Origin of the sequence: Cellulomonas sp. JH27-2, from assembly GCF_014837175.1 — a bacterium.
Lineage (GTDB): Bacteria > Actinomycetota > Actinomycetes > Actinomycetales > Cellulomonadaceae > Cellulomonas.
This window is the reverse complement of sequence record NZ_JACYFR010000001.1, coordinates 624,678-650,005: the sequence shown is the minus strand read 5'-3', so window position 1 is coordinate 650,005 and position 25,328 is coordinate 624,678. Positions and strand designations below refer to the sequence as shown.

Annotated in this window: 33 protein-coding genes; 11 read left to right on the top strand and 22 right to left on the bottom strand. The window is 71.9% G+C overall.

Annotated elements, in window-relative coordinates; all coding sequences use genetic code 11:
* Nucleotides 1-162: 162 nt before the first annotated feature.
* From IC607_RS03175 to IC607_RS03155, 5 genes are all read right to left on the bottom strand, one after another.
* Entirely contained in the window at nt 163-963 is an 801-nt protein-coding gene (locus IC607_RS03175) for an ABC transporter permease (RefSeq protein ID WP_191785523.1), read from the bottom strand.
* Entirely contained in the window at nt 960-1,751 is a 792-nt protein-coding gene (locus IC607_RS03170) for an ABC transporter ATP-binding protein (RefSeq protein WP_191785522.1), read from the bottom strand. The genes IC607_RS03175 and IC607_RS03170 overlap by 4 nt, the downstream gene beginning before the upstream one ends.
* Nucleotides 1,748-2,113 (bottom strand): DUF1048 domain-containing protein, encoded by a 366-nt coding sequence (locus IC607_RS03165; protein WP_191785521.1) that lies wholly within the window; start codon nt 2,111-2,113, stop codon nt 1,748-1,750. Before IC607_RS03165 ends, IC607_RS03170 begins: the two co-directional genes overlap by 4 nt.
* Nucleotides 2,113-2,457, bottom strand: coding sequence for a PadR family transcriptional regulator (locus IC607_RS03160; RefSeq protein WP_191785520.1), 345 nt, complete (start codon nt 2,455-2,457; stop codon nt 2,113-2,115). The genes IC607_RS03165 and IC607_RS03160 overlap by 1 nt, the downstream gene beginning before the upstream one ends.
* 275 nt (nt 2,458-2,732) lie before the next feature.
* On the bottom strand, nt 2,733-3,068 hold the full coding sequence (locus IC607_RS03155; protein ID WP_191785519.1) for a YnfA family protein: 336 nt from the start codon (nt 3,066-3,068) through the stop codon (nt 2,733-2,735).
* 84 nt (nt 3,069-3,152) lie between these two features.
* On the opposite strand from IC607_RS03155, the gene IC607_RS03150 reads away from it, so the two are divergent.
* Nucleotides 3,153-3,764 (top strand): MBL fold metallo-hydrolase, encoded by a 612-nt coding sequence (locus IC607_RS03150; protein WP_191785518.1) that lies wholly within the window; start codon nt 3,153-3,155, stop codon nt 3,762-3,764.
* A gap of 15 nt (nt 3,765-3,779) precedes the next feature.
* On the opposite strand, the gene IC607_RS03145 is transcribed toward IC607_RS03150, so the two are convergent.
* The 3 genes from IC607_RS03145 to IC607_RS03135 all read right to left on the bottom strand — a co-directional run bounded on the left by IC607_RS03145 (nt 3,780) and on the right by IC607_RS03135 (nt 7,160).
* Nucleotides 3,780-4,520 carry a class I SAM-dependent methyltransferase gene (locus IC607_RS03145; RefSeq protein ID WP_191785517.1) on the bottom strand — a complete coding sequence of 247 codons (741 nt, stop codon included), beginning with the start codon at nt 4,518-4,520 and terminating at the stop codon, nt 3,780-3,782.
* A 177-nt stretch (nt 4,521-4,697) separates the two neighbouring features.
* Nucleotides 4,698-5,582, bottom strand: a complete 885-nt coding sequence (locus IC607_RS03140; protein WP_191785516.1) for a bile acid:sodium symporter family protein — start codon at nt 5,580-5,582, stop codon at nt 4,698-4,700.
* Between the two features lie 120 nt (nt 5,583-5,702).
* Nucleotides 5,703-7,160 (bottom strand): MFS transporter, encoded by a 1,458-nt coding sequence (locus IC607_RS03135; RefSeq protein WP_191785515.1) that lies wholly within the window; start codon nt 7,158-7,160, stop codon nt 5,703-5,705.
* Between the two features lie 78 nt (nt 7,161-7,238).
* On the opposite strand from IC607_RS03135, the gene IC607_RS03130 reads away from it, so the two are divergent.
* A complete protein-coding gene (locus IC607_RS03130) occupies nt 7,239-8,009 on the top strand; it encodes a TetR/AcrR family transcriptional regulator (protein WP_191785514.1) in 771 nt (256 codons plus the stop codon).
* Nucleotides 8,010-8,019: 10 nt separating this feature from the next.
* Here the strand turns inward: IC607_RS03130 and IC607_RS03125 are convergent, their stop codons facing one another.
* The 4 genes from IC607_RS03125 to IC607_RS03110 form a co-directional block, all read right to left on the bottom strand.
* Nucleotides 8,020-8,451 (bottom strand): TA system VapC family ribonuclease toxin, encoded by a 432-nt coding sequence (locus IC607_RS03125; protein WP_191785513.1) that lies wholly within the window; start codon nt 8,449-8,451, stop codon nt 8,020-8,022.
* Entirely contained in the window at nt 8,444-8,659 is a 216-nt protein-coding gene (locus IC607_RS03120; protein WP_191785512.1) for an antitoxin, read from the bottom strand. Before IC607_RS03120 ends, IC607_RS03125 begins: the two co-directional genes overlap by 8 nt.
* Before the next feature lie 68 nt (nt 8,660-8,727).
* Entirely contained in the window at nt 8,728-9,819 is a 1,092-nt protein-coding gene (locus IC607_RS03115; protein ID WP_191785511.1) for a pectinesterase family protein, read from the bottom strand.
* A 20-nt stretch (nt 9,820-9,839) separates the two neighbouring features.
* Nucleotides 9,840-11,294, bottom strand: coding sequence for an MDR family MFS transporter (locus tag IC607_RS03110; protein ID WP_191785510.1), 1,455 nt, complete (start codon nt 11,292-11,294; stop codon nt 9,840-9,842).
* Nucleotides 11,295-11,367: 73 nt separating this feature from the next.
* On the opposite strand from IC607_RS03110, the gene IC607_RS03105 reads away from it, so the two are divergent.
* On the top strand, nt 11,368-11,970 hold the full coding sequence (locus IC607_RS03105; protein ID WP_191785509.1) for a TetR/AcrR family transcriptional regulator: 603 nt from the start codon (nt 11,368-11,370) through the stop codon (nt 11,968-11,970).
* Between the two features lie 31 nt (nt 11,971-12,001).
* On the opposite strand, the gene IC607_RS03100 is transcribed toward IC607_RS03105, so the two are convergent.
* Together IC607_RS03100 and IC607_RS03095 are read right to left on the bottom strand one after the other, a co-directional pair.
* Entirely contained in the window at nt 12,002-12,844 is an 843-nt protein-coding gene (locus IC607_RS03100; RefSeq protein ID WP_191785508.1) for an alpha/beta fold hydrolase, read from the bottom strand.
* A 58-nt stretch (nt 12,845-12,902) separates the two neighbouring features.
* Nucleotides 12,903-13,445 carry a TetR/AcrR family transcriptional regulator gene (locus IC607_RS03095; RefSeq protein ID WP_191785507.1) on the bottom strand — a complete coding sequence of 181 codons (543 nt, stop codon included), beginning with the start codon at nt 13,443-13,445 and terminating at the stop codon, nt 12,903-12,905.
* Between the two features lie 73 nt (nt 13,446-13,518).
* Here IC607_RS03095 and IC607_RS03090 point away from each other — a divergent pair, with 73 nt between their 5' ends.
* The gene (locus IC607_RS03090; protein ID WP_191785506.1) at nt 13,519-14,568 is read left to right on the top strand and encodes an aldo/keto reductase; all 1,050 of its coding nucleotides are present in this window, start codon (nt 13,519-13,521) and stop codon (nt 14,566-14,568) included.
* A gap of 21 nt (nt 14,569-14,589) precedes the next feature.
* On the opposite strand, the gene IC607_RS03085 is transcribed toward IC607_RS03090, so the two are convergent.
* Nucleotides 14,590-14,949, bottom strand: a complete 360-nt coding sequence (locus tag IC607_RS03085) for a metalloregulator ArsR/SmtB family transcription factor (protein ID WP_191785505.1) — start codon at nt 14,947-14,949, stop codon at nt 14,590-14,592.
* A gap of 100 nt (nt 14,950-15,049) precedes the next feature.
* Here IC607_RS03085 and arsM point away from each other — a divergent pair, with 100 nt between their 5' ends.
* Together arsM and IC607_RS03075 are read left to right on the top strand one after the other, a co-directional pair.
* On the top strand, nt 15,050-15,796 hold the full coding sequence (arsM, locus tag IC607_RS03080; RefSeq protein ID WP_191785504.1) for an arsenite methyltransferase: 747 nt from the start codon (nt 15,050-15,052) through the stop codon (nt 15,794-15,796).
* Entirely contained in the window at nt 15,793-16,206 is a 414-nt protein-coding gene (locus tag IC607_RS03075; protein ID WP_191785503.1) for an arsenate reductase ArsC, read from the top strand. The genes arsM and IC607_RS03075 overlap by 4 nt, the downstream gene beginning before the upstream one ends.
* A 19-nt stretch (nt 16,207-16,225) precedes the next feature.
* Here the strand turns inward: IC607_RS03075 and IC607_RS03070 are convergent, their stop codons facing one another.
* Genes IC607_RS03070 through IC607_RS03040 form a run of 7 tightly spaced genes read right to left on the bottom strand, consistent with a single transcriptional unit; the run spans nt 16,226 to nt 21,146 of the window.
* Nucleotides 16,226-16,627: a type II toxin-antitoxin system VapC family toxin gene (locus IC607_RS03070; RefSeq protein ID WP_191785502.1), complete on the bottom strand. Its 402-nt coding sequence runs from the start codon at nt 16,625-16,627 to the stop codon at nt 16,226-16,228.
* Nucleotides 16,624-16,896, bottom strand: a complete 273-nt coding sequence (locus tag IC607_RS03065) for a type II toxin-antitoxin system VapB family antitoxin (RefSeq protein WP_191785501.1) — start codon at nt 16,894-16,896, stop codon at nt 16,624-16,626. The genes IC607_RS03070 and IC607_RS03065 overlap by 4 nt, the downstream gene beginning before the upstream one ends.
* Nucleotides 16,897-16,946: 50 nt before the next feature.
* Entirely contained in the window at nt 16,947-17,963 is a 1,017-nt protein-coding gene (locus IC607_RS03060) for an aldo/keto reductase (protein ID WP_191785500.1), read from the bottom strand.
* Nucleotides 17,964-17,978: 15 nt separating this feature from the next.
* Nucleotides 17,979-18,737: a carboxymuconolactone decarboxylase family protein gene (locus tag IC607_RS03055; protein WP_191785499.1), complete on the bottom strand. Its 759-nt coding sequence runs from the start codon at nt 18,735-18,737 to the stop codon at nt 17,979-17,981.
* A gap of 12 nt (nt 18,738-18,749) precedes the next feature.
* Entirely contained in the window at nt 18,750-19,115 is a 366-nt protein-coding gene (locus IC607_RS03050) for a DUF2255 family protein (RefSeq protein ID WP_191785498.1), read from the bottom strand.
* Between the two features lie 34 nt (nt 19,116-19,149).
* Complete coding sequence (locus IC607_RS03045) at nt 19,150-20,199, bottom strand: alcohol dehydrogenase catalytic domain-containing protein (RefSeq protein WP_370525975.1); 1,050 nt, start codon at nt 20,197-20,199, stop codon at nt 19,150-19,152.
* Between the two features lie 50 nt (nt 20,200-20,249).
* Nucleotides 20,250-21,146 (bottom strand): aldo/keto reductase, encoded by an 897-nt coding sequence (locus IC607_RS03040; protein WP_191785497.1) that lies wholly within the window; start codon nt 21,144-21,146, stop codon nt 20,250-20,252.
* 101 nt (nt 21,147-21,247) lie between these two features.
* Here IC607_RS03040 and IC607_RS03035 point away from each other — a divergent pair, with 101 nt between their 5' ends.
* Genes IC607_RS03035 through IC607_RS03015 form a run of 5 tightly spaced genes read left to right on the top strand, consistent with a single transcriptional unit; the run spans nt 21,248 to nt 25,326 of the window.
* Nucleotides 21,248-22,150: a helix-turn-helix transcriptional regulator gene (locus IC607_RS03035; RefSeq protein ID WP_191785496.1), complete on the top strand. Its 903-nt coding sequence runs from the start codon at nt 21,248-21,250 to the stop codon at nt 22,148-22,150.
* Nucleotides 22,150-22,551 (top strand): cupin domain-containing protein, encoded by a 402-nt coding sequence (locus tag IC607_RS03030; protein ID WP_191785495.1) that lies wholly within the window; start codon nt 22,150-22,152, stop codon nt 22,549-22,551. The genes IC607_RS03035 and IC607_RS03030 overlap by 1 nt, the downstream gene beginning before the upstream one ends.
* Nucleotides 22,552-22,601: 50 nt before the next feature.
* Entirely contained in the window at nt 22,602-23,627 is a 1,026-nt protein-coding gene (locus IC607_RS03025) for an ABC transporter permease (protein WP_191785494.1), read from the top strand.
* Nucleotides 23,624-24,469 (top strand): ABC transporter ATP-binding protein, encoded by an 846-nt coding sequence (locus tag IC607_RS03020; RefSeq protein WP_225224304.1) that lies wholly within the window; start codon nt 23,624-23,626, stop codon nt 24,467-24,469. The genes IC607_RS03025 and IC607_RS03020 overlap by 4 nt, the downstream gene beginning before the upstream one ends.
* Nucleotides 24,466-25,326: an ABC transporter ATP-binding protein gene (locus IC607_RS03015; RefSeq protein WP_191785493.1), complete on the top strand. Its 861-nt coding sequence runs from the start codon at nt 24,466-24,468 to the stop codon at nt 25,324-25,326. Before IC607_RS03020 ends, IC607_RS03015 begins: the two co-directional genes overlap by 4 nt.
* Nucleotides 25,327-25,328: the final 2 nt, after the last annotated feature.

Below are 25,328 nucleotides of genomic sequence, written 5' to 3'. Positions count from 1 at the left end.
AAGGCTTCGGTCCCGATCCGACACCCTCGCGCAGATTTCTTTCGGCCGCACTTGCGTGGTGCCGTCAGCAACCCGCCGCACTTGTGACGCGAGTGGCTGGAGGGGCGTCCAGCAGCCCCAGGAGGTCACTCCTGTCACAAGCGCGGCGGGATGGTGCGTGCATCAGCGGATGCGGCGGCGGTAGAGCGCCGTCGCCCAGGCGAACGCGCCGACCAGGATGACCGCGCACCAGGCGAGCGCGACCCAGATGTCGGACCCGACCGGCTGCTCGAGGAACAGGCTGCGGATGGTGTCGACGATCGAGGTCACCGGCTGGTGCTCGGCGAACCACGCGACGGCCGTCGGCATGGTGTCCGTCGGGACGAACGCCGAGCTGACGAACGGCAGGAAGATCAGCGGGTAGGAGAACGCGCTGGCCCCGTCGACGGTCTTGGCGGACAGCCCTGCGACGACGGCCAGCCAGGTGAGCGCGAGCGTGAACAGGGCCAGGATCCCGACGACGGCCAGCCACGAGCCCACGTCGGCGCCGGTCCGGAAGCCCATCACCAGCGCCACCGCGAGGACGACCGCCAGCGAGACCGCGTTGGCGACGAGCGAGGTGAGCACGTGGGACCAGAGCACGCCCGACCGGGCGATCGGCATTGACTGGAACCGCTCGAAGATCCCGCCCTGCAGGTCCAGGAACAGCCGGTAGGACGTGTACGCGACCCCGGACGCGATGGTGATGAGCAGGATGCCCGGGAGCATGTAGGTCAGGTAGGGCACGTCGCCCGTGTCGATCGCGCCGCCGAGCACGTAGACGAACAGCAGCATGATCGCGACGGGGGTGACCGCCGTGGTGACGATCGTGTCGACGCTGCGGGTCACGTGCTGCAGCGAGCGGCCGGTCAGCGCGGCGGTGTCGCTCCAGAATCGCGGCCGGCTGGTGCCGGGTGCGGGTGCGGGTGCGGTCAGGGTGGTCATCGTGCGTCCTCCGTGGTCGTCGTCCGGTCGCCGACGATCGCGAAGAAGACGTCCTCGAGGGACGGCTGCTTCTCGACGTACTCGACCGTGGGTGCGGGGAGCAAGGCCTTGAGCTCCGCGAGGGTGCCGTCGGCGATGATGCGGCCCTCGTGGAGGATCGCGATGCGGTCGGCGAGCTGCTCGGCCTCGTCGAGGTACTGGGTGGTGAGCAGGACCGTGGTGCCGGCGGCGGCGAGCTCGCGGACCGCGTCCCAGACCTCGACGCGCGCCTGCGGGTCGAGGCCCGTGGTCGGCTCGTCCAGGAAGATCACGGGCGGACGGCCGACGAGGCTCATGGCGATGTCGAGCCGGCGGCGCATGCCGCCCGAGTAGGTGCCGGCCCGCCGGCTGCCGGCCTCCGTGAGGGAGAACCGCGCGAGCAGCTCGTCGGCGATGTCCCCCGGGCTCGCCAGATGGCGCAGCCGGGCGACGAGCACCAGGTTCTCGCGCCCGGTCAGGATCTCGTCGACGGCCGCGAACTGCCCCGTGAGGCTGATCGCCCCCCGCACGTCTGCGCCCTGGGTCGCGACGTCGAAGCCGGCGACGGCCGCCGTGCCCTCGTCGGACCGCAGCAGCGTGGACAGGATGCGCACGAGCGTCGTCTTGCCGGCGCCGTTGGAGCCGAGCAGGGCGACGATGCTGCCCTGCTCGACGTCCAGGTCGACGCCGCGCAGCACGTGCAGGTCGTCGTAGGACTTCACGACGCCCCGGACGCTGATGGCCGGCCGGGCCGGTGCCAGCGTGCTCATGCCTGCTCCTTCTCGGCGTCCGCGATGGCCTGGGCCAGGCGGGCGCGCTCCTTGTCGATCCACTTCTCGCCGCTGTAGGCGGCGACGAACGACTCCGCGAAGTCGACGGGGTCGTCCCCGACGATGGAGCGGACGGGCGTGCCGTCGACCGCCGCGCGCTCCCACAGGTCGGCGAGGTCGCCGAACATCGTGGTGAGCGTGTCGCCGTCGGTGACGCCGCCCGAGTACAGCGCGTACCGGTGCATCGCCTTCGCGGCGCCGCGGTACGGCTCGGGGAGGGCGTCGATCCGGGCGACGTCCTTCTTGTACTGCTTCTTCTGCTCGAGCGACCCGGTGAGGGACTCGATCCACTTGGCGACCATCAGTTCTCTCCCTGCGTGGTGGTGTCGGTGCGGAGCTCCTCGATCCGTGCGGACAGGAAGCTCCAGGTGCTCCAGAACTCGTCGAGCTGCTCGAGGCCCTGGGTGTTGAGCGTGTAGACCTTGCGGGGCGGGCCCTTCTCGGACGGGACCTTCTCCACGTCCACGAACCCGCGCTGCTCGATCCGGACGAGGACCGCGTAGACGGTGCCCTCCGCGATGTCAGCGAACCCGTGCTCCCGCAGCCACGAGGTGATCTCGTAGCCGTAGGCCGGCCGCCGCCCGATGATCGCCAGGACCACGCCCTCGAGCGTCCCCTTGAGCATCTCCGTCTCTTGCCTGCCCATCGGAACCTCCCTCCGTACTCCGTGTCACCGACTCCTAGTACTCGGTGTTGTTGAGTACTGGTACACAGTAACGCTAGGTACCGACGAGATGTCAACACCTCCCCCCGATCCCGCCGTCGCGCGACTGCGGGTGGCTCAGCGCGACCGCGGGTGCCGCGCGACGCGCGCTCGGTCCGGCTGGCGCGCGCTCGGTCGGGCTGACAGCGGTCGGCGAGGGTGCGCAGGGGCGTCCTCGTCGAGGACGCAACGCGTCGGCGGTGCCTGGCGAGGACCGGTCAGTTGCTGCGGGGGGCGTACATGATGACAGCGACGCCGGCCAGGCAGATGAGGGCGCCTGTGACGTCCCAGCGGTCGGGCTTGAAGCCGTCGACGGCCATGCCCCACACCAGCGAGCCGGCGACGAACACGCCGCCGTACGCGGCGAGGATCCGTCCGAAGCTCGCGTCGGGCTGCAGGGTCGCGACGAAGCCGTAGATGCCCAGCGCGACGACGCCGGCGCCGATCCAGGCCCAGCCCTTGTGCTCGCGCACGCCCTGCCAGATCAGCCACGCGCCGCCGATCTCGAAGAGCGCGGCGGCGACGAACAGCGCGATCGATCTCGTGGTAGTCATGGCGGCCCTCGGTCCTGTCGGGGGTGACGCCTACAGTCTTGCAGGAGCCGCAGGGCCGGTCCTGCGGCGATGTGAGGAGCGAGCATGAGCGACGTCGACGGTCAGATCACGGTCACACCGATGCTCGTCGCCGACCTGGGGGTCGAGGGCGAGCGGATGCCGGTGTACGTGCACGTCGTCGAGCACCCGGACGCCCGCGTCCTGGTCGACACCGGCTTCACCGAGCTGCACCCGGCCGTGGCGGACATGGACCCGCGCCTGCACGCCTGGGACGCCGGCAGCATCGACATCGTCATCAACACGCACCTGCACTTCGACCACGTCGGGGGCAACCACCGGTTCGCGGGGCGCCCGATCTACGTCCAGCGCCAGGAGCTCGAGGACGCCCGGACGCTCGAGGACTACACGATCCCCGACTGGGTCGATGCGCCAGGCGTGACGTACGTGCCGGTCGACGGCGAGCTCGAGCTGCTGCCGGGCGTTCGCCTCGTCCCCGCGCCCGGTCACACGCGTGGGTCGCAGGTGGTGGTCGTGGAGAGCGACGGTCGTCGGGTCGTGATCGCCGGGGACACCGCCGTGTGGTTCGGGGAGCTCGACGAGCCGACGACGGAGGGCCAGCGGCGGGTCCTGGCGCTCGACCCGGCAGCCGTCTGGCTCTCGCACACGCATGAGCCCTGGCGGCCGCCGGCGGGCTGAGCGGCGTCGAGGGCGTCAGCGCTCCGGCTTGCGCCAGACGGAGACGTGGCTCGTGCTGTCCGACGTGAACGGCGTACCGGCCCAGTCCGCCGCGCGGCTCTCCAGCTCCAGACCGGCGAGCCGCGCCATCAGGTCGCACTCCGCGGGCCAGATGTAGCGGAAGTGGTGCGGGTTGTACGTGAGGGAGCCGTCCGGGCGGCGGCCGTAGTGGTGTGACGTGCCCTGCTGGGTCACGGTGTCGAGGGTGTCGAAGCCGAGGTGGTCCTCGCTCACGTCGAACGGGACCGCGATCTGCCCCGGTGGGAACCGGCGCAGGCTGGGCACGCCCAGCTCGACGACGAAGCGGCCGCCGGGTCGCAGGTGGCGCGCGGCGTTGGCGAAGCACGCGACCTGCTCGTCCTGCGTGCGCAGGTTGCTGATGCTGTTCCACACGACGTAGACGAGGCTGAACTCGCCCGGGACGACCGTCGTCGCCATGTCGCCGACGGTCACGGGCAGCTCGTCGGCCGACGCCCTGCGTCGCAGCCGGTCGACCATCGGCTGCGACAGCTCGATGCCGGTGACCGGCACTCCCCGGGCCCGCAGCGGGACCGCGATCCGGCCGGTGCCGACGGCGAGCTCGAGCGCGGGGCCGTCGCCCGCCAGCCGCGCGAGGCGGTCGACGGCGGGGTCGACCACCTCGGGCGTGAACATGGGTCCGTCCTCGTGGTCGAACGCGTCGGCCGTCGCCTCGTCCCACAGGTCGCTGCTCGTCATGCCTTCGAGCGTGCGCGCGTGCGGCTCGGCACGGCAACGACTTTTCCGTTCTCGTCGGCGCTGCTCCTTGTCCGCCTCAGCTGTCGCTGCCGTCGGCTGCGAGCTCGAGCGCGACGAGCAGCGCCCGAGCCAGGCGCCGGCGCTGCACGAGCCCCCAGCGCCCCGAGGCGCCCGTCGTCAGCGACCGGGCTCAGCGTCACCGGGCGCGTGCGGCGGTGCCTCGGCCTCGACCCGCTTGCCCAGCTCACCCGCGACGAGAAGGAGCGTCCCGGTCAGCACCAGGCTCGCGACCATCACTGTCACAATGACGTTCGGGCTGTCCACGAAGCTGGTGCCGGCGATGAGGAGGGCCGCGGACAGGTTGCGCTGACCTGTCCCGAGCGACGTGACCACCCGCTGCTCGCGGCCGGACCCGCCCAGCAGCCAGCCGACGACGAGACACACGACCGTGAACAGCAGCGTCGCGAGGATGACGCCGGTGCCGACCTGGTCCCAGATCTTCGGGAGCCCGACGAGGACGGCGGCGCCGATGCCCAGGGCGAGGGCCGTCGTCGAGATCTGGTTGAGGCGTGGCGCCAGCGACGCCGACCCCGGGTACCGGGCCCGCACGGCCAGCGCGACGACGAGGGGCAGGAGCATGAGGAGCAGCAGGGGTCGGGCGATGTCCCACGCGCTCACGGTGACGCCGTCGACCAGGAACGGCAGCACGAGCGGCACGTACGCGACGCTGACCACCATGAGGAGCACCATGAGGCCCACCGAGTAGGCCACGGCCCCGCGTGCCAGCTGAGCCAGCTTGGGCAGGAACGGGGCTCCGCCCGCGACGCCGAGCAGCAGCAGGCCGAGCGACTGGTCGTCGGACAGGCCGAAGAGGTTGGCGATGGCCCAGGCGGCCGCGGGCGCGACGACGAAGCTCGACGCCAGCGCGAGCAGCACGAGCCGGAGGTCCTTCAGCGGCGTCACGATCTGCTGCACCGTGAGGGACAGGCCGAGGCCGATCATGGACGCGAGGACGAACGTCAGGATCGCGACCTGCGCGATCGTCGTCAGGGCCGCGCTCATGCGGCGATCTCAGAGGTGTACGGGCGGCGGGCTCGCGGGAAGGTCACACCCCGAGTGTGTCGCAGGACGCGAACGCCCGCCAGCATTCGCGGGCGGGCGTTCGTGCAGGTCGACGGCGTGTCAGGCGTGCGCGTCGACCGAGCGCGAGCTGCTGAGCGACATCGCGCCGACGCCGGCGATGAGGCCGACGACCACGGCGAGCACGCCGTAGACGATCCGCTCGCCGTGGAAGAACGAGGCGACGAGGTCGGCGCCCCAGGTCCCGTCGGGCAGGACGGTGGTGACGAGGACCGCGATGAGCGTCCCGACGACGGCAGTACCGACGCTGGTGCCGACCTCCTGGGCGGTGTCGTTGAGCGCGGCGCCGAGCGACGTGCGGTTCTCGGGCATCGCGTCGACGAGGGCGACGGCGCAGATGGTCATGACGGTCCGCAGGCCGATCGTGAAGGTGACCATGAAGATCGCGATGGCGAGGTAGCCGTGCGAGACGCCCCAGGCCATGCCGGCCATCGAGCCGGCCAGGAGCGCCGCGCCGACCAGGCACGCGACCCGGTGGCCGAAGCGCTTGGCCAGCGACTCCGAGATCGGCGTCGCGGCGATCATCGTGACGATGAGCGGCAGGTTGGCGAGCCCGGCCTTGACCGGGCTCCAGCCGTACGCGTACTGGAAGTGCAGGATCAGGCCGAACATGACGCCGGCCATCGCGACCGACGTGCCGATCTGAGCGATGCTCGCGCCACGCACGATGCCGTTGCGGAAAACCTTGAGGTCGAGCATCGGCTGCTCGGTGTGGTTCTCGTGCCACACGAACGCGGCCAGTGCGAGCAGCGCGCCAATGCCGGAGGCGAAGGTCCAGGCTGACGTCCAGCCATGGTCGACGCCGCTCGTGGCGGTGTAGCAGGCGAGGCCGATCGTGGCGATCGAGAGGATCGAGCCCGGCAGGTCGAGCTTGTCCTCGGTGAGTCCGGCGGGGTCGTCGGCCGCGACGCCCTTGCGGACGCCGATCCACGCGATGAGCGCGATCGGCGCGTTGACGAGGAGCAGCCACTGCCAGCCGACGTGCGCCAGGGCCGTGCCGCCCAGCAGCGGGCCCAGGATGAACCCGCTCATGCCGACGACGATCATCACGGTCATGGCGCGCATGCGCAGCGCCTGGTCGTCGAAGAGCCGGAAGACGAGCGAGTTGGTGATCGGGGCCATCATCGCGGCGGCGACCCCGAGTGCGGCGCGCAGGGCGATGAGCTCGCCCGAGGTGTGCACGGCGACGACGAAGAGGCTGATCAGCCCGAACGCGGCGAGGCCGGTCAGGAGCACGCGGCGTCGGCCGATGCGGTCCGCGGCGGACCCGGCGGTGAGCAGCAGCCCGCCGAAGGTCAGCGAGTACGCGCCGGTGACCCACTGCAGGGCGGTGGTGCTGCCGCCGAGGTCGCGGCCGATGGTCGGCAGCGCGATGGTGAGCAGGGTGTTGTCGACCATCTCGACGAAGAAGGCGAGGCAGAGCGCCGCCATGGGGATCCACGCGGCGCGCAGGGACGGGTACGTCCGGGCCGGCGTGGGAGCTGTGGTGAGGGTAGTCATGGGAGGACCTCCGTAGAACGGTGTTCGTTCATCGAACGCTGTTCCATACGCTAGAACGATGTTCGATAGAGTGCAACCATGCGACGGGAACAGACGGTGAGTGGTGCGTCACAGGCGGGACGCGGTCGGCCACCGGCTCGCGGCGGGAGCGCTCGTGGTGGAGGTCCGGGCGGGGGTGGTCGACGACGGGCGTCGCACTCCCTGGAGTCCGTCGTCTCCGAGGCGGTCGCCCTGCTCGACGAGGCGGGCGAGCAGGGGCTGACGTTCCGGGCGCTCGCGGCCCGGTTGGGCACCGGTGTCGGCAGCATCTACTGGTACGTCGCCAGCAAGGACGAGCTGCTGGAGCGCGCGGCAGACCAGGTGCTCGCCGGCGTCCTCACGCAGACCACCCACCTGGGTGGCGACGAGGACCCGATCGACGGCATTCGCCAGATCGCGATCGCGTTCTACGCCGCGACCGTCAACCGCCCTTGGCTGGGCTCCTACTTCCTGCAGGACACGGGCACCCAGATCAACGGCCTCACCCTCTACGACCGCATGGGCCGCGAGACGATGCGCCTCGACCTCACCCCGCGGCAGCGGTTCGACGCGGTCTCGGCCGTCATGGCGTTCGTCGTCGGCGTCGCCGCCGACCGCGGCCAGGACCCGCCGCAGGAGGTGCGCGACGGCACCATCGACCGCGACGTCTTCGTCGCCTCCTTTCGCGACCAGATGCGCGAGCTGGGCGCCGACGACTTCCCGTTCCTGCACCACATCGCCGACGAGTTCGCCGCGCACGACGACGCCGAGCAGTTCCGCGCCGGCCTCGACCTGCTCCTTGCCGGAATCCGCCAGCAGGCGCACCGGTAGTGGACGCCGCTCAGGTCGGGTCGAGCACCTGGACGTGCCTCCTGTCCCCGGGCGTCAGGGCAGCAGGCAGTCGCGCGTCGAATGTCGCGAGCACGGCTCCGGTCGACGCGGCCAGGTTGACGAGGTGGAAGTCGGTGACCTGGCGGTAGCCACCGAGGGTCAGGGTGACGGCAGGCGCCGCCAGGGTGGTGTCGTCGGGCAGCCAGCGATGCCCGGGCTGGGCGCGCAGGGCGCTGAGCGCCCCGATCGCCGTCGTCGGTGCGACGTCCTGGCCGACGACCGCGGGATTGCAGGTGAGACGGACGAACGCCGTCTCGGTCAGCGGGGTCGTCGCCCACGCCGAGATCGTCGCGAACCATCGGTGCGCGGCGCCGTGGTGGACGTGCCCCGCGTTCGTGAGAGCGATCAGGACGTTCGCGTCTAGCAGGTAGTTCTCAGGCATCGTCGAGATGCGCTGCGACGAGGTCGTCGGTGATCACGTGGCCGGCGGGGGCCGTGAAGACCGGGAAGCCGTCGGGTGCGGTGGATGTCATCGAACGTCCCCGCTGCGCGAGGACCGAGACGGCGCGCCCGAGCGAGACGCCCTCGTGTGCCGCGAGCGCGCGGGCGGCCGCGAGCACGTCGTCGTCGATGTCGAGCGTGGTCCTCATGCGGTGATGTTAGTACATCACCGCATCAAAGCATCGCTCGCGCGGCATTCTCGGCGTCCAGGGCCATGTCAGCGGCAGTGCTCCGGGGACCAGCCGTCCGAGCCGCGCAGGTAGGTGCGGACGGTGAAGGCGGCGGCCTCGGTGCGGCTGAGCTGAGGGCGGTCGGCGGTGACCACGGCGCCAGGGCCGCGGTTGTGGAACTCGTCGAACCGGGCGTCGCGCCAGGACCAGCCACCCGAGAAGTCGCTCCAGGGAGTGGCGCCGATGTGGTCGTCGATCCACGAGTCGCGCACCAGCACCTGGCCGATCGCGTTCGGGTCGTTGCTCGGGTGCCACGGCCGGCCGAGTGACACGGTGCCGGCGGGGGCGTCGGTGGTGAAGCGGCTGTGCGTGAACAGGAAGCCGTAGGGGTTGGCGATCGACGTGCTCGGGGCGGTGACGTAGCCGTTGTTGGTGGCCGACCCGCGGTCGAGCGAGTGGATCTCGCAGTCGTCGAACACGGCCGTGGCGCGCCCGAAGATGAAGTCGACGTCGCCCTCGACGTAGCAGTCGCGGAAGTAGGCGCGCGCGACGACGTCGGCCGCGGTGCTGTTCACGTAGAGCGTGTCCTGGTTGCCGAGGAACCGGACGTCGTCGAAGACCAGGCGGTCGGCGCGGGACAGGACGGCAACGGCCTGCCGGTTGGTGATCTCCGGGTGCGCGGCCTCGTCGAAGGTGTTGGCGAACGCCAGGTTGCGGGCGGTGAAGTCGGCACCGTCGAGCGTGACGCTCGCGCTGCCGGAGGTGCCGTAGGTGCCGGCGCCGTCGGGCTTGGGTGTGCCGTTCGCGTTGTCGTAGGAGATGACGACGTCCTGCGCGCGCCGGCCGGTGCCGACGAGGCTGAGGAACGGCTTGGTCGCGGGCACGTGGACGAGCTCGTGGTACTCGCCGGGGCGCACCGCGATGACCCACGGGCGCGTCGCACCCTCCGGCGCGGCGTCGATGGCCGCCTGGACGGTCGTGAAGTCGCCGTGCCCGTCGGCCGAGACCGTCACGCCGTGCGGCGCGTGACGGTCGTCGCGGCCCGGGTGCGCGGACGCGCCGCCAGCCGTGACGGTCAGCGCGAAGGCGGCCGCAGTGAGGGTGGTGAGGAGGCGTGCCGAACGTCGTCGTAGGTGCATGATGACCCCTGAGAAAGCGCTTACCCGCTCTGACGTGCTGACCTTAGGGGTACTGCCGAGCGCGGGTCAAGGGTGCGACCGGGGAGCAGCAGCGACAGCGCGGCGGCCGCCGCCGTGAAGCCGGCCGCCCACCAGAAGGCGGTGTCGAAGGCGTTCGCCAGATCATGGAGCGACGCGGCGCCGGCGGCGGTGCTCACCAGGATCACGGCAAGCACCGCGGTGCCGAAGGACCCACCGAGCTGCTGCGCCACGCGCGTGATGATGCTGGCGTGCGGCATCTCGTCGCGCTCGAGCCCGGCGAAGGCGATCGTCATCAGCGGGATGAACACCGCGCCCAGGCCGAACCCGCGCACCAGCAGCGCGAGCATGAGCGTCCACATGGCGGTGTGCTCGGTGGCCAGGGCGAAGGGGACGGTCGCGAGGCTCACGACGGCGAAGCCGGCCACGGCGACCCATCGCCCGCCGATCGAGTCGGTGAGGCGCCCGGCGATCGTGCGCGAGAGCAGGGCGCCGACGCCCTGTGGCACCAGCAGGAGCCCCGCACCGAGCGCGTCCTCGCCGCGGACCTCCTGCCAGTACAGCGGGAGCAGCAGCATCGCCCCGTACAGGCCGATGCCGGTGAGGAACATGAGGATGGACGAGGTCCGCAGCGGTGCGTGCCGGAACAGCCGGACGTCGATGAGCGCGGCGCCGCCTCGTCGGACGGCCCACCACGCGAACGCGCCGATCAGGGCCAGGCCGACGACGAGCGGGACGAGCGCCCGGGCGTGGTCGAACCCGCCGAGCTCGCCCACCTGCGTCAGCCCGTAGATGACGCCGACGATGCCGGGGGAGACGAGCAGGACGCCGACGACGTCGAGCGGCACGCGCCGCACCGGCAGGTCGCGCGGGATGCGGCGCGCCGCGAGCCACAGCCCGACGGCCCCGATCGGGAGGTTGACGAGGAACAGCCACTGCCAGGACGCGAAGTTGAGGATGAGGCCGCCCAGGACCGGGCCCAGGATCGGGCCGAGCGCTGCGGGCAGGCTGACGCTGGCCATGAGACGGCCGATGTTCCGCCCGTGCGCGGCCTGCATGAGCAGCGTCGTCATGAGCGGCATGAGGACCCCGCCGCCGATGCCCTGCACGGCGCGGAACGCGATGAGGCTCGGCGCGCTCCAGGCCAGCGCGCACAGCGTCGACCCGAGCAGGAACACGGACAGGCCGGCGATCCACAGCGTCTTGGACCCCAGCCGCCCCTGCGCCCAGCCGGACAGCGGGATGGTGACGAACATCGCCAGCAGGTACGCGGTCGAGACCCACTGGATGGTGCCGACGCTCGCATCGAGCGCGGTGCCGAGCTCGTGGATGCCGACGCTGACGATCGTGGTGTCGAGGATGACGGTGATCGCCCCGACGATGATCGCGGTGGCGAGCCGCTTGAGGTCGGGGTCGAGACCGGCTTCGTCGGGCTTCGCGGCCGTGTCCTGGGCCATGACGGGCTCCGTTCATAAGATGCGAGGCTGCTTCTAATCTCGGAAGGTACTCGGTGCGCGTTAGGATGCGCAAGTGCATCTTGAGGACGACGACGAGCCGCGCCGCCGACGCCGCGGCGCCGCGCTCGAGGCCGCGCTGCTCGAGGCCACGTGGGACGAGCTGATCGAGGTCGGCTACGGCGCGCTGACCCTCGACTCGGTCGCGCAGCGCGCGGGAACCAGCCGGCCCGTCATCGCGCGACGCTGGCCGACCAAGCCCGACCTCGTCCGCGCGGCCGTGGTCCGGATGACGGCGCTGGGTGACTTCGTCACGCCGGACACGGGCAGCCTCGCCGACGACGTCCGCCAGGCGCTGCGGCAGTCCAACGAGAAGCGGGCCTCGGTCTCGACGCTGCTGGTCGCCTACCTGGGCGGCTACTTCCTGGAGACCGGGACCAACCTGGCCCAGCTGCGCGACGAGATGATCGCCGGTCGCACCAACCGGTTCGACGAGATCGTCGACCGGGCGATCGCGCGCGGCGAGGTCGAGCCGGCCGGCCTGACGCCCCGGATGCGCTCGGTCGCGTTCGACCTGTACCGCAACGAGGCCGTCATGCGGCTGGGCCCGGTGCCCGAGGACGTCATCGACGAGATCGTCGACGACGTCTTCGTCCCGCTGCTCACGCGTCGCGGCTGACCTGCGCTCGGGCGACGGCCACCCGTTCGCGTCAGCCGATCACGAGCATCGCGTCGGCGACCTCGGGCGCCGCCGCGTTCGGGATCGCGGTGGCCGCGTGCTCCAGGACCAGCAGCCGTGCGCCGGGGACCTCCCGGGCGATCGCCTCGCCGTTGCCCACGGGGAAGAACGGGTTGCGGCGTCCGTGCACGACGAGCGTCGGGACGCTGATCTCTGGCAGACGCTCGCGCCACCTCGGTGTGCAGTCGAGCCTCGAGAAGACCAGCCCCACCTGGTTCGCCAGCTGGACCGCCGTCGCGGTGCCGGGCGTCCTGTCCCAGATGCGTGCGGCTCGTGCGCACGCCTCCTCCGGGTCGTCGCCGAGGATACGTGCGCCGGCGGCGGCGTGATCTGCGATGGCGTCGCGGTCGGCCCAGTCCGGAACCGGTCGGGCGACGAGCCGGGCCATCGTCGACCGGTCGTGGTCGGGGAGGTCGTCGTCGGGCGGCCCCGGGGCGACGGGGCGGGTGCCGACCAGCGTGAGGGCCGAGAAGGCGTGGGGGTGGTCGAGCGCCGCCACCTGGGCGACCATGCCGCCCACCCCGATCCCGGCGAGATGCGCGGGCCCACCGTCCAACGCCTGGGCGAGGGCCGCCGCGTCCGCCGCGAGGTCGCGGAGCGTGTAGTCGGGGGCGCTCGGATCGACCGTCGTCGACTCACCGCTGTCGCGCAGGTCGTAGCGCACCACGCGGCGACCACCGGCGGCGAGGCGCTCGCAGAGGGCGTCCGGCCAGGACAGCATCGTCGTCCCGCCCGCGAGCAGGACGACGGGGTCGGTGTCGCGCCCGAAGGACTCGACGCCGAGGGTCGTGCCGTTGACGCGCACCGTGGCCATCGCGCCACGGTAGCGGCCGGTCGGCGCGGCCGGGGGGGTCCGTCGGGCGGCACCGGGCTCAGCGGGCCGGTGGCGGCCGCAGGCCGTCGAGCACGAGAGCGAGCAGGCGGGGCGACCGGTCCTCGGGCCCGCTCGCGGCCCGCCACAGCGCTCCGGTGAGCTGGAGGAAGTCGGCCGCGTCGGCATCGGCGCGGATCGAGCCGTCGCTCTTGCCGGCGTCCAGCAAGGTCGTGATCGCACCGATGACGGGGTCGTACGTCTGCTCGGTCACGGCGGCCTGCGCGGCCGGGTCCAGGGCGTGGCCCAGCCCGTGCTTGGCCCGCATCGCGGCGACCAGCTCGGTGGTCCACAGCCGCAGCGCCTCGACGGGCGCGTGGTCGCGCAGGAGCTGCGGCACGAGGTCGACGATCCGGGCGACCTCGTGCTGGTAGACCGCCAGCACGAGCGCCTCGCGTGTGGGGAAGTGGCGGTAGAGGGTGCCTGGCCCGACGCCCGCGCGCTGGGCGATCTGGTTGGTCGACGCGGACCCGTCGGCGGCGAACGCATCGCGCGCCGCCTCCAGGATCCGCTCCCGGTTCTCCCGGGCGTCCGCTCGGACCACGTCACCACCTCGCCATCCGGAGAGTTCTCCGGTAACGTATCCGGAGACATCTCCGGAACTCTAGAGGAGCATCATGCGGTACATCAAGCTCGGCAGCACCGGCCTCGACGTCTCCCCGGTGGCCATCGGCGCCATGACCTACGGCGAGCCCGACCGGGGTCATCCCGTGTGGTCCCTCGGCGAGCAGGATGCGCGCCCGCTCGTGCGGCACGCCCTCGAGGCGGGCATCAACTTCTTCGACACCGCCAACATGTACTCGAACGGGTCGAGCGAGGAGATCCTGGGGCGCGCCCTCAAGGACTTCGCCGACCGCGACGAGGTCGTCGTCGCGACCAAGCTGCGCCACCCCATGCGGACCGGCCCCAACGGTCGCGGGTTGTCCCGCAAGGCGATCATGACCGAGATCGACCACTCGCTGCGTCGCCTCGGCACCGACCACGTCGACCTGTACCAGGTGCACCGCAACGACCACGCGACACCGCTGGAGGAGACGCTGGAGGCGCTCGACGACCTGGTCCGGGCCGGGAAGGTGCGGTACCTCGGCGCCTCGTCGATGCACGCCTGGGAGCTCGCCAAGGCCCTGCACCTGCAGAGGCAGCACGGGTGGGCGCGGTTCGTCTCGATGCAGGACCACTACAACCTGCTCGCCCGGGAGGAGGAGCGCGAGATGATCCCGCTCTGCCTGGACGAGGGCGTGGGGACGGTGGTGTGGAGCCCGCTGGCGCGAGGCCGGCTCGCGCGCGCGTGGGACGACGCGCGTTCCTCCGCGCGTTCGACGAGCGACGGCGACTACGCGGACCTGCTCTACACGCCGGCGGAGCAGGACTCGAACCGCGCGATCGTCACGGCTGTCGGCGAGGTGGCCGACGAGCTCGGCGTCAGCCGCGCGCAGGTCGCGCTCGCGTGGCTCCGACGCCAGCCCGTCGTCACCGCGCCGCTCGTGGGTGCGCGCACGATCGAGCAGATCGACGAGGCGGTCGCGTCGCTCGATGTCGACCTGTCCGACGACCAGGTGCGCAGGCTCGAGGCGCCGTACACCCCGCGGTACGACTTCCAGGGCGTGTCCGACGAGGCGGAGATGGAGGCGATCCGCGCGCGCATCCCGGGGATGGCGTTGGGCTGAACGTGCCCGGCGTCGAGCGGCTCAGCCCTGTCGGCAGACCGCCCGGAGGTCGTCGACCGTCGAGTCGAGCGCCGCGGGAACCGTACGGAAGTACGCCCACACGCCCCGCTTCTCGCGAGTGAGCAGGCCGGCGTCGACGAGGATCTTGAGATGGTGCGACACGGTCGGTTGGGCGAGACCCACCGGTTCGGTGAGGTCGCAGACGCAGGCCTCGCCGTCGGCATGGGCGGCGATGATCGACAGCAGTCGCAGCCTCGTCGGGTCGGCGAGCGCCTTGAGGCGCAGCGCCAAGTCGGTGGCGGGGGCCTCGGTGAGCGGTGACGGGGCCTCCGCGCCGCAGCAGTCGGCTCGGGCGACGGGCAGGTCCCGCGTGGCGCTCATGGCCCCAGGGTTACGCACACATCGATGGTTGTCGATATTGACACGTGGTCCTGTCGCGCGGGACATTGCATCGACAATCATCGATGTCTAGGAGGCGGTCATGGGTGACACCCGTGAGCAGGTGCGGGAGCGGTACGCACGGGCGGCTCAGAGAACCGCTGCCGACGACTGCTGCGGCAGCGGCAGCGCATCCGGTCAGCAGGTCTTCGGCATCCGCCTCTACGACGCCACGGACCTGGTCGGCATCCCGCTCCGGTCCCAGGACGTCTCGCTCGGCTGCGGCACGCCGCTGGACGTCGCCGATCTGCGCGAGGGTGAGCGCGTGCTCGACCTCGGCTCGGGCGCCGGCGTCGACGTGCTGCTGTCGGCCCGGCGCGTGGGGCCCACCGGATTCGTCCACGGTGTCGACATGACCGAGGAGATGCTCGAGCTCGCGCGCGCCAGTGCTGCCGAGGTCGGGGCCACCAACGTCGAGTTCCACCTCGGTGTCATCGAGGACCTGCCGCTGCCCGACCAGTCCGTCGACGTCGTGATCTCGAACTGCGTCGTGAACCTCTCGCCGGACAAGGAGCGCGTGCTGCGCGAGGCGTTCCGCGTCATCGCCCCGGGCGGTCGGATCGGGATCTCGGACGTCGTCGCGGAGGACCGGTTGAGCGTGCAGGAGCGGGTCGAGCGCGGCCGCGACGTCGGCTGTGTCGCGGGGGCGCTGTCCCGCAGTGAGTACCTTCACCTGCTGGAGAGTGTCGGCTTCCGCGACGCGTCGGTCGAGCTCACCCAGCCCGTCGCCGATGGGATGCACGGCGCGGTCGTCCGCGCCGCCCGCCCTGCACCGGAGGTCCGTTCGTGAGCGAGCCACGTCCCAGCGTCCTGTTCGTCTGCGTGCACAACGCGGGTCGCTCCCAGATGGCCGCGGGCTTCCTGGCCGCCCTCGGCGGGGAGGGCGTGGAGGTGCGCTCCGCCGGGTCTCTACCCGCCGAGCAGATCAACCCCGTCGCGGTCGCGGCGATGGCCGAGGTGGGCATCGACATCGCCGACGCCCAACCCCGGGTTCTCACGTCCGAGGCCGTCCAGGCGTCCGACGTCGTCGTCACCATGGGCTGCGGCGACGCGTGCCCGTACTTCCCGGGCCGGCGGTACGAGGACTGGCAGCTCGACGACCCAGCCGGTCAGGGCATCGAGGCCGTCAGGCGCATCCGGGACGAGATCCGCGGCCGTGTCGCGGACCTGGTCGCAGAACTGGGCGTGCGGGAGCGATGACGTCCACCCGTGGCGTTGGTCAGTCGAGCGCGTTGGCGACGCGGACGTCGGTGTGGCGGAAGTCGTCGCCGACGAACAGCAGCGGCTCGTCGCGCGAGGCCGCGAGCGCATAGGAGAAGCAGTCGCCGAGGTTGAGACGCGCCGCGTGGCCGCTGCCGCGACCGAACTCGCGGTAGGCCTCGGCGGCGATCCGGGCGTGCTCGGGCGTGAGGGACACGACCTCGACCTTCAGCTTGTCGAGCAGCGCCTCGAGCCGCCGTCGCTGCTGCGGCGACGACCGCTGTGCGACCACGGCCGCGAGCTCGACGTACGTCGCCGCCGACATCCGGGGGTGCGGGTCGGCGAGGAGCGCCCGCGCGAGGTCGTCGGCGCCCGGCTCCCCGAGCAGGATGGCCACGACCGCCGAGGTGTCGACGATCACCGCGGCAGCCCGTGCTCGTCGTACAGCTCGTCGTCGGCGCCGAGCATGCGCGCCCGCTCGTCGGCCGTGACTCCCGCCCGAAACTCCACCAGGAGGCCTGCGACGTCTGCCCACTGCTGGTCGACCGCTGCCGCTGCGGTCGATGCCTCCACGTCGGCGAGCCGGCGGGCGACGGCGTCCTCGATCGCCGCCGTCTGCGACTGGCCCGTCAGGTCCGCGAGCCGCCGGACGAGCGCATGTGTCCGCTCGTTCTTGATGTTCAGGGACATGCGGAGAATCTACCCAGGGTAGACGTGCAGGTCTACCGTGGGTGCCGGGGTCACCGCCGCCGGTTCTCCACCCGCAGCTCGTCGGCGCCGTAGCTGTTGTCGTCCGGGTTGAGCGTCACGCCCGGCGCGACGATCTGGTCGATGCGGTCGAGCACGTCGCTGGTGAGCGTGAGCTCGGCCGCCGGGAGGTACGACTCGAGCTGCTCCATGGTCCGGGGGCCGACGATCGCCGACGTGACCCCGGGGTGGTGGACGACGAACGCGATGGCCATCTCGAGCAGCGAGAGCCCGGCCTCCTCGGCGAGCAGGGCGAGGTCCTCGACGACGTCGAGCTTGCGCTGGTTGGCGGGCGACGACATGTCGAACCGGGCGTTCGGGCGCGCGGACGACGTGGGGCTGGACGCCGCGTCCTTGCGCCAGCGGCCCGAGAGCCAGCCGCCGGACAGGGGCGAGTAGGTCAGCGTCCCCATGCCGTGGCGCCGTGCGGTCGGCAGGACGTCCTCCTCGATCCCGCGCACGAGCAACGAGTAGGGCGGCTGCTCGGTGACGAACCGCTCGAGGTTGCGCTCGCGCGACACCCACTGCGCCTCGACGATCTGCGACGCCGCGTACGACGACGAGCCGATGTAGCGGACCTTGCCCTGGCGGACCAGGTCCGTCAGTGCGCCGAGGGTCTCGGCGACGTCGGTGTCGGGGGAGGGGCGGTGCACCTGGTAGAGGTCGATGTGGTCGGTGCCGAGCCGCCGCAGCGAGTCCTCGACGCTGCGCATGATCCAGCGGCGCGAGCCGCCGCGGTGGTTGGGGTCGTCGCCCATCGGCATGAAGAACTTCGTCGCCAGGAAGACGTCGTCGCGACGGCCGGCGATCGCCTTGCCGACGATCTCCTCGGAGACGCCCGCGGAGTAGACGTCGGCCGTGTCCACGACGTTGATCCCCGCGTCCAGGGCGCGGTGGATGATGCGGATCGAGTCGGCCTCGTCGTCGTTGCCCCACGGGCCGAACATCATCGCCCCGAGGGTCAGCGGGCTGACCTGGACGCCGGTACGGCCGAGCGCGCGGTACTGCATGAGGTTCTCCTTCGGTCAGGCGGCGGGGGCGATCTCGTCGATCGCGGCCAGCGCGTTGAGCGTGCGGGGGTAGCCGACGAACGGCACGAGCTGGGTGACGACGTCGATCAGCACGGCGCGGTCGTTGCCGACGTTCAGGTTGGCGGTGACGTGGCCGCGCACCTGGGCGTCGGCGCCGCCCAGCCCGACGAGCAGCGCGAGGGTGACCAGCTCACGCGTCGGGACGTCGAGGCCGGTGCGCGTGTAGTGGTCGCCGAAGCAGTGCGCGGACAGCAGCCGCTGGATGTGCTGCTCGTCGTCGGGCGCGCTGGCGTACATGGCCGCGACCCGCTCGGCGCCCACGATCCGCTCCTGCACGGCGCGGCCGTCGGTGGCGCGGGTCTCGCGCGTCGTCGTCGACTGGCCGGGCAGCGGCAGCTCGACGCCGCGGGCGGTGAGCACGTCGTTCGTCGCGTGCAGGATGTCGAACGCGCGCCCCATGCCGACGTACGGCACGGACTGGTAGACGATCTCCTTGGCCTCGACGGGCGTGACGCCGACGGCCAGGCCGGCGCCGAGCATCGCCCGGAGCTCCGCGGTGGCGCCCACGCCGATCAGCGCCGCGAGCTGGGTGATGATCAGCCGCAGGCGGGGCGCGAGCTCGCTGTTCTCCAGGACCTCGTCGAACGCCATGTCGTCGAAGATGTCGATCAGCTCGGGGTCGGTGACGGCGAGCGTCGAGACGTGCCCGGGGAACAGGGCGTGGTGGTTGGCCTGGGCGGTCGGGGTGGGCATCGTTCCTCCTGCTCAGCGCGGGTCGACGCGCAGGGTCGTCGGGGTGGCGGTGCTGCTGGTGATGGACTGCACCGCGGAGCCGGTGCCGTACTTGGTGCGGTACGCGGCGTCGATCGCGTCGTCGTGGGTGTCGTCGGGCGTGAAGGCGACGTCGGCGCGCACGCCACCGGCGTCGATCGAGCCCGTGCCGGTGCGCAGCGCCGCCCGGTACCAGGCGCCGTCGGCACCGTGCGCGGACCGGACGTACAGCCCGCCGTCGACGACGACGTGCCAGATGATCCGCGGCGCCTGACGCGACCCGTCCGGTCGGTCGGGGGCGACGCGCAGCTCGCCGTCGGCGTCGATCGCGGTCAGCTGGTCGGCGTTCCAGGTGGGCATGCTGGTCCTCTCGGTCGGGATCACGGGCGGGGCGTCACGGCCGGAGCGCGACCTTGAGGGCCTCGCGCGCGTCCATGAGGCGGTAGGCCTCGGCGGCGTCGGCCAGCGGCAGCTCGCGGTCGAAGACGCGGCCGGGGTCGATCTCGCCCGCGAGCACCTGTGCGATGCCGTCCTCGAGGTACGCGCGTACGGGAGCGGGGCCGCCGGTCAGGGTCGCGTTCTTGCCGAACAACGACCCGAAGCCCACGGGCGCCTCCTCGTACTGCGGGACGCCGACCCGGGAGATGACGCCGCCGGGACGCACGATCCCGAACGCCTGCTCGTAGGCGGGCATGAGCCCGACCGCCTCGAGCACCACGTGCGAGCCCTCGCCGTCGGTCAGGTCCATGACCCGCGCGACGCCCTCGTCGCCGCGCTCGGCGACCACGTCGGTGGCGCCCCAGTCGCGGCCCAGGTCGGTGCGGTCGGTGTGCCGGCCCATGAGGATGATCCGCTCGGCGCCCAGCCGCCGCGAAGCGAGCACGGCGGACAGGCCGACGGCTCCGTCGCCGATCACGGTGATGGTCTTGCCCGGCTCGACGCGGCCCATGTGCGCGGCGTGGTGACCGGTGAGGTAGACGTCGGACAGGGCCAGCAGCGAGGCGAGAAGCGCCGGGTCGGCCGTGGCCGGGTCGGTGTCCGGGACGACGACGAGGCTGCCGTCGGCCATCGGGATCCTGGCCCGCTCGGCCTGCAGGCCACCCGTCTCGCGGTTGCCGTAGAAGCCGCCGTGCGGGCACGCCGTCTGGAAGCCGTCGCGGCACACGGAGCACGTGTTGTCCTGGTAGGCGAACGGTGCGACGACGAGGTCGCCGGGGCGGAGCGTCGGCACGGCGGAGCCGGTCTCCTCGACCACACCGATGAGCTCGTGGCCCATCGGCCGGGCGGTCGTGGTGGGCTCCATCGAGTGGTAGCCGTGCAGGTCGGACCCGCACACGCAGGCCCGCACGACGCGGACGACCGCGTCGGTGGGCTGCAGGATCACGGGGTCGGGGGCGGTCTCGACTCGGACGTCGCCCGCGCCGTACATGAAGGTGGCAAGCACAGTGTCTCCGTGGGTGGTGGTGCCGTCGGTCGGTCGGGGGAGAGCGACCGTCAGGCCTCGGGGATCTCGCGGGCGAAGAACTCCGGCCGCGGGACGTCGGGGTCCGGGCCGCCGCGGACGCCCGTGTCGAGCGCGTCGATCGCCGCGAGCTCGTCGGCCGTGAGGTCGAAGGAGGCGACGTCGAAGTTCTCCGCGATGCGCGACGGGGTGACGGACTTGGGGATCGCGGAGCGGCCCTGCTGGAGGTGCCAGCGCAGCATGACCTGGGCGGGCGTGACGCCGTGCGCGGCGGCGATCCCGCCGATCGTCGGGTCGTCGAGCGTGCTGCGCCGGGTGTCGTCGCCCCAGCCGGGGTAGAACGTGATGCCGCCGATGGGCGACCACGCCTGCGTGAGCACGCCGTGCTGCTCGTCCGCCGCCTGCACGGCGGGCTGCGAGAAGTAGGGGTGCAGCTCGACCTGGTTGACCGCGGGGACCACCTCGACCTGCTCGAGCAGGGACTCCAGGTGGTGCGGCATGAAGTTGCTGACGCCGATTGCGCGGACGCCGCCGTCGGCGAGCAGCTTCTCCAGGGCGCGGTAGGCGCCGACCGTCAGGTCGAAGCGGTCGGGAGCGGGCTGGTGCAGGATCAGCAGGTCGAGCCGGTCGACGCCCAGCTTGCCGGTGGCCTTGTCGAACGCGTGCAGGGTCTGGTCGTAGCCGTAGTCGGAGACCCAGACCTTGGTCTCGACGAACACGTCGTCGCGTGGCAGCCCGGACTCGCGGATCGCCTGGCCGACCTCGCGCTCGTTGCCGTACGCGGCCGCGGTGTCGACGTGCCGGTAGCCGGTGTCCAGCGCGGTGGCGACCGCGGTCACGGTCTCGTCGGGCTTCGACTGGAACACGCCGAACCCGAGGGCCGGCATGGTCACGCCGTTGTTCAGGGTGAGGGTGGGGATCGTCGTCATGACCTCCACGCTAGGGACGTGGCGCGCGGTGTGGGAGGGCGGGTCGTGCCCGGTACCGCCAGTACCTCCCGACGACGCTCCCGGGACCGTACGGTCGAGGGATGGACCTGAGAGCCGAGACCCGCGAGTTCCTCACGACTCGCCGCGGGCGCCTCACCCCCGAGCGGGCGAACCTGCCGGCGTACGGCGGCAACCGCCGGGTGCCGGGGCTGCGCCGCGAGGAGGTCGCGATGCTGGCCGGCGTCAGCGTGGACTACTACACCCGCATGGAGCGCGGGAACCTCGCGGGCGTCTCCGAGGACGTGCTGGAGTCGCTCGCCGAGGCGCTGCAGCTCGACGAGGCCGAGCGGGGACACCTCCTGGACCTGGCCCGTGCCGCGAACGCGTCGGGCGCCGCGCGCTCGCGGGCCCGGCACGCACCCGCCGCGGTGCTCCGTCCCGCGATGAGGCGAGTTGTCGACGCGCTCGGCTCGCCCGCGTTCGTGCGCAACGGGCGGCTCGACGTCCTGCACGCCAACCTGCTGGGCCGCGCCCTGTACGCGCCGCTGTACGACTCGCCGACGCACACGCCCGGCCGCCCGGTCAACACGGCCCGCTTCCAGTTCCTCGACCCCGCCGGGGCGCGCGCGTTCTGGGGGGAGAAGGCCGAGCGGATGGCGCACGACGGCGTCGCGATCCTGCGCTCCGAGGCGGGCCGCAACCCCTACGACAAGCGCCTGACCGACCTCGTCGGCGAGCTGTCCACGCGCAGCGAGGACTTCCGCCGGCTCTGGGCGTCGCACGACGTGCGCTACCACCGCTCCGGCACCAAGGTCTTCCACCACCCGGCGGTCGGGACGCTCGAGCTCGACTACGAGGCCCTGCTCCTGCCCGCCGATCCGGGGCTGCAGCTCAACGTCTACACGGCCGTGCCGGCGTCGCCTTCGGCCGACGGGCTCGCCCTGCTGGCGTCCTGGGCCGCGACCACCCTGACCGCCGCCGACTCCCCGATGGAGGCCCGCTGATGCGGATCATCGACAAGCAGCCCACCGTCAAGAACCCGCCCGAGCGCTTCACGGGCGACGTCTGGGTGGACATGCTGACCACGCCGCAGGAGGGCGACCAGCGCATGGTCGTCGGACTGGTGCGCTTCGCGCCCGGCGCCCACACCGCCTGGCACCGGCACGCCCGTGGCCAGACGCTGCACGTGCTGTCCGGCGTCGCGCTCGTGCAGTCGCGCGGGCAGGACGTCGTGCGTGTGCTGCCCGGCCAGACGGTCTACTGCCCGCCCGGCGAGGAGCACTGGCACGGCGCTACGCCTGACGACTTCATGACCCACCTGGCGATGTCCGAGAACGCCGACGACCCGGCGGGGTCGACCGTGTGGCTCGACCACGTGTCCGACGACGAGTACGCAGGCAGTTGAGTGCTCAACAACTGTTGACCTGAGCGCTCGGTGGGCTTAGCGTGCCGAGCATGAGGGCGATGATCGTCAAGGAGTTCCGCGAGCTGCTGCGGGACCGGCGCACGTTGGGTCTGCTCGTCGGGCTGCCGCTGATCCTGCTGGTCATCTTCGGGTACGCCGCCAACTTCTACGTCGACCACGTCTCCGCGGCGGTCGTCGGGCCGCAGGCGGCGCAGGTCGCGGCGTCACTTCCGGACTTCTTCGAGGTCGAGACCGTCGACGCGGACGCGACCGAGGCCGACGCGCGCGACCTGCTGCGCGACGACGAGGTCGACGTCGCGGTCGTCACGACGGGTGGAGGGACGCCGACCGCGCTGATCGACGGCTCGAACCTGTTCGCCGCTCAGTCCATCCTCGGCGCGGTCAACGCGACCGCCGGGAAGATCGAACCCGAGGTCCTCTACAACCCTGACCTCACGACGGCGTGGGTGATGGTGCCCGCGATCATCGGCCTGATCCTCACGTTCATCGGCACGATCGTCACCAGCATCGGCCTGGTGCGGGAGCGCGAGGCGGGCACGCTCGAGCAGCTCGCGGTGATGCCCATCAAACCGGGCACCGTGATCCTGGGCAAGATCGCGCCCTACTTCCTGCTCGCCGCGATCGACATGGCCGTCGTGACCGTGCTCGGCATGCTGCTGTTCGACGTGCCGTTCAACGGCAACGTGCTCGTCTTCGCCCTGGGGGCCGCGATCTTCCTGTTCGCCGTGCTCGGCATCGGCGTGTTCATCTCGACCATCTCGCAGACCGCCGGCCAGGCGATCCAGAGCGCGTTCTTCGTCCTGCTCCCGCAGATCCTGCTGTCCGGCATGATCTTCCCGCTCGACGCGATGGCCGCCGGGGTTCGGTGGATCGGCTACATCCTGCCGCTGACGTACTTCACGAAGATCTCGCAGGGCGTGATGCTGCGCGGCGCGGGCATCGATTCGTTGTGGCCGTCGTTCGTCGTGCTCACCGTGATGGCCGTCGTCATCTTCACGGCGGCCACGCTGCGGTTCCGTCGGGACCTCGCGCCAGAGCGCAAGGCGCGGGCATGACAGCGCACGGCGCGGGCATGCCGTTCGGCGTCGAGGACGTGAGCGTGACGTTCGGGGACACGACCGCGCTGCGGGCCGTCACGGTCGAGGTCCCGGCCGGGACGGTCGTGGCGGTGGTCGGCGGCGACGGCGCAGGCAAGACGACGCTGCTGCGGACGCTCGTGCGCGAGGTGAGCCCGGACGCGGGGAACGTGAGCGCGCCGGCGAAGGCCGAGCTGGGGTTCCTGCCGGCCTCGTCCGGGAGCTGGGCGGCGTTGACCGTCGCGCAGAACCTGGACTTCGCCGCGGGTGCGTACGGGCTGACGGGTGCGGCGCGCGACGAGCGACGCACCGAGCTCCTCGCGGCCGCGGACCTCACCGCGGCGAAGGACCGGCTCGCCTCCCAGCTGTCCGGCGGGATGCGCCGCAAGCTCGGCTTCCTCATGGCGATCGTCCACCGCCCGCGCCTCGTCGTGCTCGACGAGCCCAGCACGGGCGTTGATCCGGTCAGCCGCATCGACCTGTGGCGGCTCATCGCGCAGGAGGCCGCGTCGGGTGCCGCGGTGATCATGTCGACGACCTACCTCGACGAGGCCGAGCGGGCGGGGCACCTGGTGGTGCTGGACGGCGGCGAGGTGCTGGTGCAGGGCTCGTACGACGAGGTCCGCGCAACCTTCTCCGGGACCGTGACCAGCGCGCCGACCCCCGTGCGTGAGGAGTGGTCGTGGCGGCGGGGCCACGACCGGCACGAGTACTGGCCCGACGACGACGCGCCGGCCGACCGGGAGGTCGTCGCCCCCGACCTCGAGGACATCGTGATCGCGTTGTCCCTGGTTCGCCGGCTCGCGGGGGTGTCGGCGTGAGCGGCGACGTCGCCCTGCGCGCCGACGCCGTGACGCGCCGGTTCGGGCACTTCACGGCCGTCAGCGACGTGTCGATCGAGGTCGGCCACGGCGAGGTCGTCGGGCTGCTGGGCGCCAACGGCGCCGGCAAGACGACCCTGATGCGGATGCTGCTCGGGTTGCTGCCGGTCTCGGACGGTGCCGTGACGATGCTCGGCGGGCCGCCCAACCGGGAGCGGCGCCGCCGCGTCGGGTACGTTCCGCAGAACCTGGGCCTGTACCGGGACCTGACGTTGGCCGAGAACCTGGACTTCGTCGCCGAGACGTACGGCACGGCTGTTCCCTCGCTGCCCGACGACCTGCTGCCGTACGCGAAGGTGCTGGTGGGATCCATGCCGCTCGGTGCCCAGCGGCAGGCGGCCTTCGTCGCCGCGCTGAGCCACGGCCCGGAGCTGGTGCTGCTCGACGAGCCGACGTCGGGCGTCGACGCGCTGGCCCGCGCTCGGCTGTGGGACACGATCCGGGCGCAGTCCGACGAGGGTGTCGGCGTCCTGGTGACCACGCACTACATGCAGGAGGCGCAGCAGTGCGACCGGCTGCTGCTCATGTCGCACGGTGAGCTCGTCGCGCAGGGGAGCGAGGCCGACGTCGTCGGCGACACCCGGGCGCTGTCGGTGCGGACCGACGACTGGTCCGCGACGTTCGCGGCGCTCAACGCGGCCGGCGTCCCCGTCATCCTGGACGGGCGTGCGGTCCGCGTCGCCGACACCGACCCGGCGCGAGTGCGCGAGATCCTGGCCGCCGCCGGCATCGACGGGGCGATCGAGCCGGTCGCGGCGACCATCGAGGAGCGGATGCTCGTGCTCGCGCGCGCCTGACG